This window comes from Alphaproteobacteria bacterium (assembly GCA_018667735.1).
Lineage (GTDB): Bacteria > Pseudomonadota > Alphaproteobacteria > Rickettsiales > JABIRX01 > JABIRX01.
In genome coordinates, this window is record JABIRX010000049.1 from 48,488 (window position 1) to 56,783 (window position 8,296).

Sequence of the window (8,296 nt, forward strand, 5' to 3'; positions counted from 1 at the left end):
ATAATAAGTAACTAAATTATGCAAAAAACACAAAATTTATTAGTTACCGGTGGAGCCGGTTTTATTGGCAGCTCATTTGTGGCGCAGCAAGCTAAATTGGGTAATAAAGTAATTATTTTAGATAAATTAACTTATGCTGGTAAAAAAGAGAATATCAATTGGATAAATGGAGATTATGAATTAGTGGTAGCTGACATTAATGAACAAAAATTAGTTGAGGAATTATTATTTACTCATAAAATTGATAAATTAGTACATTTTGCCGCGGAAAGCCATGTAGATAATTCAATAGAAAATCCAACTGAATTTATAGAAACTAATATTAATGGCACATTTTCTTTGCTTGCAGCTAGTTTGAGATATTTTAAGGAAAATAATAAATTTCATTTTCATCATATATCTACAGATGAAGTGTTTGGTGATTTGCCTTTAAATGATGGAAGTAAATTTTCTGAATTAACCGCTTATAATCCTTCATCACCATATTCTTCTTCTAAGGCAGCAAGTGATCATTTAGTTAGAAGTTATTTTAGAACTTATAATTTACCTATAACTATTAGTAATTGCAGTAATAATTATGGTGAAAGGCAGCATGAAGAAAAATTAATTCCAACTATAATAAGGAAAGCAGTTAATGGTCTTGATATTCCAATTTACGGCGATGGTAAGAATGTTAGAGATTGGATACATGTAGATGATCACAATAGGGCGGTACATTTGATTTTAAACCAAGGTAAAATAGGTGAGACTTATTGCATTGGAGGTAATTGCGAATTAAATAATAATGAAGTTGTAAATATAATTTGTGAAACTTTAGATGAAAATTATCCTAAAAAAGATGGTTTATCCTACAAAAAGCAAATTACTTATGTAACAGACCGTAAAGGGCATGATCTTAGATATGCAATTAATTCAAATAAAATTGAGCAAGAGCTAGGTTTTGAGTTGCAGATAAATTTTCGTCAAGGTATTTTAAGGTTAATTAAAGATATTTTAGCTTAATGGCAGCACTTACCTTTATATTTGTTACATATAATAGTGAGCAAATCATTGACCTAGCTTTAAGTAAAATTGATCAAGAAAAATATAAAGTTATTATTTCAGATAATGGTAGTACAGATAATACTATAGCAATTATTAAACAGAAATATCCAAATATTACTTTAATTGAAAATAAAAAAAACATAGGTTTTGCAAGAGCAAACAATATTGCTTTTAAGCAAGTAAAAACAGATTTATTTGCCCTAATAAATCCTGATTGTTTTATTGATAATAATTCAATTTTAGAGTTAATAAAAGTAATTAATTTAGATGAAAATATTGCCCTTGCTGGGGCTAGAGCTTATGGCGCTAAATTAAATAATAAATATGATATTGCTAATGTAGAAGCCGATTTAATAGCTGAAAAAAATTATATTGGAGAAGAGAAATTATATTTTGTGGCTAAATTTATCAGTGGCTGCTTTATGCTCGGCAAAACTAATATTTTTAGGGAAATTGGTTTGTTTGATGATGGTTTCTTTTTATATTGTGAAGATAATGAATTATGTAAAAGGATGAATAAAGAAAATTATAAAATTATAGTAGTTAAAAACTCTAAGCAAATTCACTTAAGTGGAAATTCAACCAAGGAAATAGATAGTAGTATGAACAAAGCTATTAATTGGCATAGATTTGGCTATAGTAAATGTTATTATAGTGAGTGTGTACATAATAAATTTATAGCAAAATTCAATGCTGCTAAAAATATTATTAGAATTATGATTATTTTTATAGTTAAATTATTTAATTTTAGAAAATTAACTAATAAGGAAAAGGCAGTAATTAGTGGCTCTTTTGCTTATTTAATGGGCAAGTCTGCTTTTGATAATAATGGTAATGGAAGAAAGTTTTAAAATGAAAAACATCATAATTTTTGGTAAAAATGGTCAAGTTGCAACAGAGCTTCGCTTAATCTTAGCGCAGCAAAAAGAATTTTCTTTTAATTATTATTCTAGTAAAGAGTTTGATTTTGCAGATCTTGGATCACTAAAGCATAAATTAAAAAATTTAGCACCAGCTGATTATATTATAAATGCTACCGCCTATAATGAAGTTGATAAAGCAGAAGAGGAGCAAGAAAGAGCAAATAATATTAATCATCTAGCAGTAAAGTTGTTAGCAGAATATTGTAAAGAGCACAATATAAGGTTAATACATTATTCAACAAATTATGTCTTTGATGGTGAGGGTAATAAGCCTTACAAAGAAACTAATAACAAAAATCTTAAACCATTATCATATTATGGGAAAAGCAAATTATTAGGAGAGCAAGCAATAGAAAAGTCAAAATGTGCTTATTTGATTTTTCGTGTAGCTACGGTTTTTAATCTTAATAAGGAAAATAATTTTGTCGCTAAAATTAGAAAATTAGCAGAAAGTAGAAAAGAGCTAAAAATAGTAAATGACCAAATTACCAATCCAACCAATAGCTATGATATTGCATTTAATACATTTGAAATAATAAAAAAGATTGAAGAGCAAAGCAAATTTAAATCAGCTATATATCATTTAGCAAATAAAAACTTTTATTCTTACTGTGAATTAAGTAAAAAGATTATCTCTAAAGAGAATTTAAAAATAATTCCAGTTACAAGTAGTGAATTTAAAACGAAAGCAGCAAGACCTTTGAATGGCGCTTTGGATAGTGGTAAAATAAAAAAAGATTTTGCAATTGAGATAACTGATAATTACAAGCAACTTACTGTAATTATAGTAACTTATAAAAGCGCTCATATTGTAATAGATGCTTTGCAACATATAATTAAACAAGGTTATAGAATTATTATTGTTGATAATGGTAGTAAAGATAATATTGAAGATGTTTTGGATAAAAACTGCAAATCTAGTAATATCGAATTGATAAAATTAAAATATAATATTGGTTTTGGTAGAGCAAATAATTTAGCTTTGGAGAGGGTTAATACAAAATATGCATTTTTGCTAAACCCTGATGCAATAATGATGCCACATTCTCTTGATTTAATGGTAAAAATAGCAGAGCAGAAGCAAAATATTGCGCTGCTTAACCCTATATTTACTAATGAAAACTTGATTGGTAAAAATAATAATAATGAGTCATTAGAAATAGAAAAAAAATCATATTTGTGTGGTGGGGCTATGTTAATGAATATGAATATATACAGAAATATAGGTTTTTTTGACAGTAAAATTTTCTTATATGGAGAAGATGATCAAATATCTGCTCTTGCATTAAATAATGGTTTTGAGAACGCAATTTCTAAATATTCATTTTGTTATCATGCAAACCAACATTCAGTAGCGACTAAGAATGTTTTTGAAGATTATAAATTATTGTTTTTTAGATATTGGCATCAGGGTTGGGGTAAAACTTATTTAAAAAGGCAGAAAAAAAATATAATTAAAATTTGGCTAAAAATTTTACACCGCTTTGCTTTAAGCATATTATATTTATTTAAGCTACAACCAAAGCAAGCTGTTATTAGATTAGCTATAGCAATTGGCTCAATAGCAAATTTATTAGGTAGAGATTGTTTTTCCAAAGAAGCAAAAATAACAGAGATTGAGAAAGTTAAATATTTTTGAAGATTTGCTAAGTAGCACATTATAATTAGAATTTAAAAGAAAAGGATATATTTTGCATAATAATACAAAGGGAAGAGGCTGTTTATTAATAAAATACATAATTGACAATTTATAATTAAAAACAAAAAAACATTGAATTATAAAAAGCTTATTTGATAACTTTTTTGCTAAAGCAGTGTATAGCTTTTTCACAGATAAGTGTAAAACTAAAAGATTATTTTAGTATAATTTTATAATCTTGTATATAATTAATAAAGCATTAAAATGTAATTTTTATCAAATTATGAAATTATTTACATCAGAATCTGTGTCCAGAGGACATCCAGATAAAATAGCAGATCAAATCTCAGACTTAGTATTAGATTATTTTTTAGCTAAAGATAGTGAGGCAAGAGTTGCAGCTGAAACTTTAGTTACACCTCATAAAGTAGTGGTTGCAGGGGAAATAAGAGCGAATTTTACTCCAAGTCATGAAGAATTGGAAAGTGAAATTAGAGCTTTAATAGCTGATATAGGTTATATTAAAGGTAAATTCTCAGCAAAAAATATAGGAATTGAGTTTTTGTTAAATGAGCAATCAGCAGATATAGCAATAGGTGTAGATGCGGGTGATCGAATTAGTGAGGGTGCAGGTGATCAGGGCATAATGTTTGGTTATGCAACTAATGAAACCGCAGAATATATGCCTGCTGCGATAATTTTTGCGCATAAAATTTTAGAAAATATTTATACTGAGAAAGCAAAGAACACTATAATTGGTTTTGGCCCTGATGCAAAAAGTCAAGTAACCTTAGCTTATGATAATAATGGTAAAATAAGTTATGTTGATACTATATTACTTTCAATACAGCATGCAGAAAGCATCTCCCAAGATGATATAGTTAGGCAAATAAAGCCAATTATTTATAAATCTGTGCCTAAAAACTTAATTACTAGTGAAACAAAATTTTTATTTAATCCAACTGGTAAATTTGTTATTGGTGGGCCTGAAAGTGATGTTGGTCTTACTGGAAGAAAAATTATAGTCGATACTTATGGAGGTGCGGCACCGCATGGTGGTGGAGCTTTTTCAGGGAAAGACCCAACTAAGGTGGATAGATCAGCAGCTTATATTGCGAGATATTTAGCTAAAAATATTGTTGCAAGTAAATTAGCGGATAAATGCTTAATTCAATTATCATATGCTATTGGTGTAGCTGAGCCAGTTTCAATTTATGTTGACACTTACGGTACAGGCAAAATTTCAGATCAAAAAATTGTGGAATTAATAAAACAAAAAATAGATTTAACCCCAAAAGCTATTAGAGAAAAGCTAAATTTAAACCAAGCTATTTATTTGCAATCTGCTAGTTATGGCCATTTTGGTAGAAATTATAATGCTAATAATGGAGCTTTCGCTTGGGAAAAAACAGATTTATTTGAAACTTCAAACATAGTTGAGCATTATAAAAGCTCTGTTGCTTAATTTTATAAATAAAAATAAAGATGCACAAAAAGAAAGTCATATTTAATCTTGTACAAAGCAATATTAATGGTGGTCTTGAAAATATGTATTTAGACTATAGCAAAATTATAGCTAAGAAATATGAACTTATATGTTTAGTATCTAAAAACTTTGTGCATATTAAAGAATTAAAGCAGCAAAATATAAAATATGAAATCTTAAATATTAAAGGTCATTTTGATTTTTTCGCTTTTGTTAAATTCGCTTTTTTAGTTAGAAAATATCAGCCTAAATTAATATTTGCGCATAATGGTAGATGTTTTGCTTTATTAAATTTATATAAATTACTAATAAGAAAAGCTTCATTTAAAACTATTGCAGTTAGTCATGGTGGCAACCCTAAAAGACTAATCAATTTTGATTATATCATAACTGTAGCACAGCATTTAAAAGCTAAGATAATTAAAAAATACCCACATATAAATCATGAGAAGATTAAAGTTATTTATAATGGAATTTCGCTAGGTAAAATAACTTTTAAAAATCAAATTGTTAATCAAAATAAAGATGTCATATTTGGCACATTATCGAGGTTATCAGCAGAAAAAAACATTATAACGGCTATTAAAGCTTTTGCCCTATTTTCTAAAAAAGTGAGCAAATCTAAATTATTAATTGCAGGAGAGGGGCCCGAAGATGCTTACTTAAAAAATTATGTAACTAGGCATAATTTAGGAGATAAGATAGTATTTCTTGGTCATCAGGAAAATATCAAAAAGTTTTTTCAGCAAATAGATGTTCTAGTTCACTCCTCTAATAAGGAGGCATTTGGCCTAGTTATATTGGAAGCATTTCAACATAATAAGTTTGTGATAAGCTCAAATGTTGGTGGGTTAAAAGAGATTATAGAGCATAAATATAATGGCTTTTTATATAATGATTCTAAATCATTTGTTAGTTTACATAATGAAATGCTTAGATGCTATGATTTAAGCTTTGAGGCTAGAAATAATGTTATTAAAAATGCTAAAAAAACCTTAGAAGAAAATTTCTCTTTAAAGATAGTTGAGGAGAATTTGTTAACTCTTTTACACAAGTAGAAAAATGGAATTGGTAGCTTGAAATAATAGTTGGTTATTGAAGTTTCTTAATTTATACTGTTTTCAATTATTCACTTTTTTATATGCTAAAAGACCAGCTCAAAAGAAAGCTAGTTATGACAATTCTTGCTCGTAACGAGGAGGACATAATAGATCAGCATATTAAATTTCATTTGAGTCATGGTGTAGATTTTTTTATTGCAACTGATAATGGCTCTACCGATAAAACAAAAGATATCTTTTTGAAGTATCAGGAGAAAGGCGTACTACATTTAATAGAAGAAAAAGATCATAATTACAATCAGGATAAATGGGTTGATAAAATGATTAAAATTGCTAGAAAGCAATATGATGCTGACTGGATTATTAATTCTGATGCTGATGAGTTTTGGTATTCAGATTCAGGAAATCTAAAATTAGCATTACCTTATATTGATAATACTAAGGTTTTATTTGTATGTGCTCTACATTCTGATCCTGTCGATTATGAAGGGGAATTTAAAATACCCAAATATATTTCCGGTAAAGCCTCAGGACCTTTTAAATGTATGTTTGCAGCAAAAGGATATAAAAAAATTTATAAAGGTAATCATAATGTAAAAATGTTTCCATTTTTTCGTAAAGCTAAAATATCCACTCAGATTACTATATTTCACTTTTCAGTCAGGTCATATAATCATTATAAGAAAAAGATTATAAATGGGGCGCAAGCATTAGAGAGGAACCCTAGATTTAACTATACTATTGGAGCGCATATTAGGCAAGCATATGAAGAGTATAAGAAGGGTAATTTAAGAAAAACATATGATGAAATCAAACAGAAAAATACTGAATGCCTAAGTTACATAAAACAAGATTCAAGATTGTCTGATTACGTTGTAAATGGTTACAAATCAATGAATTCGTCTTTATATCAGCGAGACTTTTATAATGGTAAAGCTGCTAAAACTTATAGTGGTAAAACAGTGTTGCATAAAATTAGATCAAGACTAAAGAAATACCAAAATTATGTATCTAAATTTTTTAAATAATAAATATTTGTACGATTATCTGTGAATAATAATCTAGTTACAATTATAATTGTCACATATAAGAGTGCTCACATTATATCAAAAGCACTAGAGAAGATTATTAATAAGGGCTTTAGAATTATTATTATTGATAATGATAGTAGGGATAATTTAGAGAATATTATTGCAGATGAATATTCCAACAAAGAAATAGAGTTAATAAAGTTACCTAAAAATATTGGCTTTGGCAGAGCAAATAATATTGCTCTTGCTAGGATTAAAACAAAATATGCTTTTTTGTTAAATCCAGATGCATTTATTATTGGTGATGCGTTAGAAAAGTTAATCCATTATATGGAAAAAGATAAGAATATTGCTTTAGCTGGGGCATTTGATGTAAAAAAAATAGATCCAAGTAAAGATGAGATTATTAATGCGGTAAATAATCACAAAAAGACAGTAGAGATAATAAAAGAAAATCAAGATTTGATCGAAACAAGCTTTATTTGTGGGGGGTATATGCTACTTAATATGTCTGTTTTTATTAAGCTTGGTTTTTTTGATGAAAATTTATTTTTATATGGCGAAGATGAAGAATTATGTGATAGGGTTATTGCTAATAAATATAAAATTATCCAAGTCAAAACGGCTTTTGTGTATCACCAGGAACATAGTGCAACTAAGACAAAAGGCATGCTAGAAAAATATTTGTTACTATATAAAAGATATAGTCATATGGGCTGGAGTAGGGTTTATTTAAAAAGAAAGAGGGGTAAAGCAAATATAGATATATTTATTAGTCTTGTTTTTCAGCTATTATCTTCCTTCTTATATCTAGCATGTTTTTCTTTTAGAAGATTTATTATAAGATTTGCCAGGGCTAAAGGGGGGATATCTAATTTGCTCTTGTTCAAAAAATTAAAATAAGATTATATATGTTTAAGTTTAAATTTATTAACTATAACTTTGTTGCAAAATTAGCGCATTTTAATATAAAATAAATTACTTATGAAAAGAATTACAATATTTGCTCATTTTGATAAACAGAATATCATAGATGATTATGTTATAGATTATCTTAAGGAGTTAAGAAAATATTCTGAAATTATTTTTGTTTCGGATGGAGATTTAAAAGA

General features: G+C 27.6%; 8 protein-coding genes. All 8 read left to right on the forward strand.

From position 1 onward, the window contains the following. Positions 1-18 precede the first annotated feature (18 nt). Positions 19-1,002, forward strand: a complete 984-nt coding sequence (gene rfbB / locus HOH73_05380) for a dTDP-glucose 4,6-dehydratase (protein ID MBT5828288.1) — start codon at positions 19-21, stop codon at positions 1,000-1,002. Continuing rightward, a complete protein-coding gene (locus HOH73_05385; GenBank protein MBT5828289.1) occupies positions 1,002-1,895 on the forward strand; it encodes a glycosyltransferase family 2 protein in 894 nt (297 codons plus the stop codon). Before rfbB ends, HOH73_05385 begins: the two co-directional genes overlap by 1 nt. Further along, complete coding sequence (gene rfbD, locus HOH73_05390) at positions 1,879-3,606, forward strand: dTDP-4-dehydrorhamnose reductase (protein MBT5828290.1); 1,728 nt, start codon at positions 1,879-1,881, stop codon at positions 3,604-3,606. The genes HOH73_05385 and rfbD overlap by 17 nt, the downstream gene beginning before the upstream one ends. A gap of 283 nt (positions 3,607-3,889) precedes the next feature. Then, positions 3,890-5,071 carry a methionine adenosyltransferase gene (locus HOH73_05395; protein ID MBT5828291.1) on the forward strand — a complete coding sequence of 394 codons (1,182 nt, stop codon included), beginning with the start codon at positions 3,890-3,892 and terminating at the stop codon, positions 5,069-5,071. A 20-nt stretch (positions 5,072-5,091) separates the two neighbouring features. Beyond that, positions 5,092-6,150, forward strand: a complete 1,059-nt coding sequence (locus tag HOH73_05400; GenBank protein MBT5828292.1) for a glycosyltransferase family 4 protein — start codon at positions 5,092-5,094, stop codon at positions 6,148-6,150. A gap of 116 nt (positions 6,151-6,266) precedes the next feature. Then, positions 6,267-7,181 carry a glycosyltransferase family 92 protein gene (locus tag HOH73_05405; protein MBT5828293.1) on the forward strand — a complete coding sequence of 305 codons (915 nt, stop codon included), beginning with the start codon at positions 6,267-6,269 and terminating at the stop codon, positions 7,179-7,181. A gap of 21 nt (positions 7,182-7,202) precedes the next feature. Beyond that, entirely contained in the window at positions 7,203-8,087 is an 885-nt protein-coding gene (locus tag HOH73_05410) for a glycosyltransferase family 2 protein (protein MBT5828294.1), read from the forward strand. An 81-nt stretch (positions 8,088-8,168) separates the two neighbouring features. Continuing rightward, a partial coding sequence (locus HOH73_05415; GenBank protein MBT5828295.1) for a lipopolysaccharide biosynthesis-like protein occupies positions 8,169-8,296 on the forward strand: 128 nt, incomplete at its 3' end.

Bases quoted from the DNA above. Each gene is read 5' to 3' on its own strand.
- HOH73_05405 (MBT5828293.1), top strand. From the start codon at position 6,267: ATGACAATTCTTGCTCGTAACGAGGAGGACATAATAGATCAGCATATT.
- HOH73_05400 (MBT5828292.1), top strand. From the start codon at position 5,092: ATGCACAAAAAGAAAGTCATATTTAATCTTGTACAAAGCAATATTAAT.
- rfbB (MBT5828288.1), top strand. From the start codon at position 19: ATGCAAAAAACACAAAATTTATTAGTTACCGGTGGAGCCGGTTTTATT.
- HOH73_05385 (MBT5828289.1), top strand. From the start codon at position 1,002: ATGGCAGCACTTACCTTTATATTTGTTACATATAATAGTGAGCAAATC.
- rfbD (MBT5828290.1), top strand. From the start codon at position 1,879: ATGGAAGAAAGTTTTAAAATGAAAAACATCATAATTTTTGGTAAAAAT.
- HOH73_05395 (MBT5828291.1), top strand. From the start codon at position 3,890: ATGAAATTATTTACATCAGAATCTGTGTCCAGAGGACATCCAGATAAA.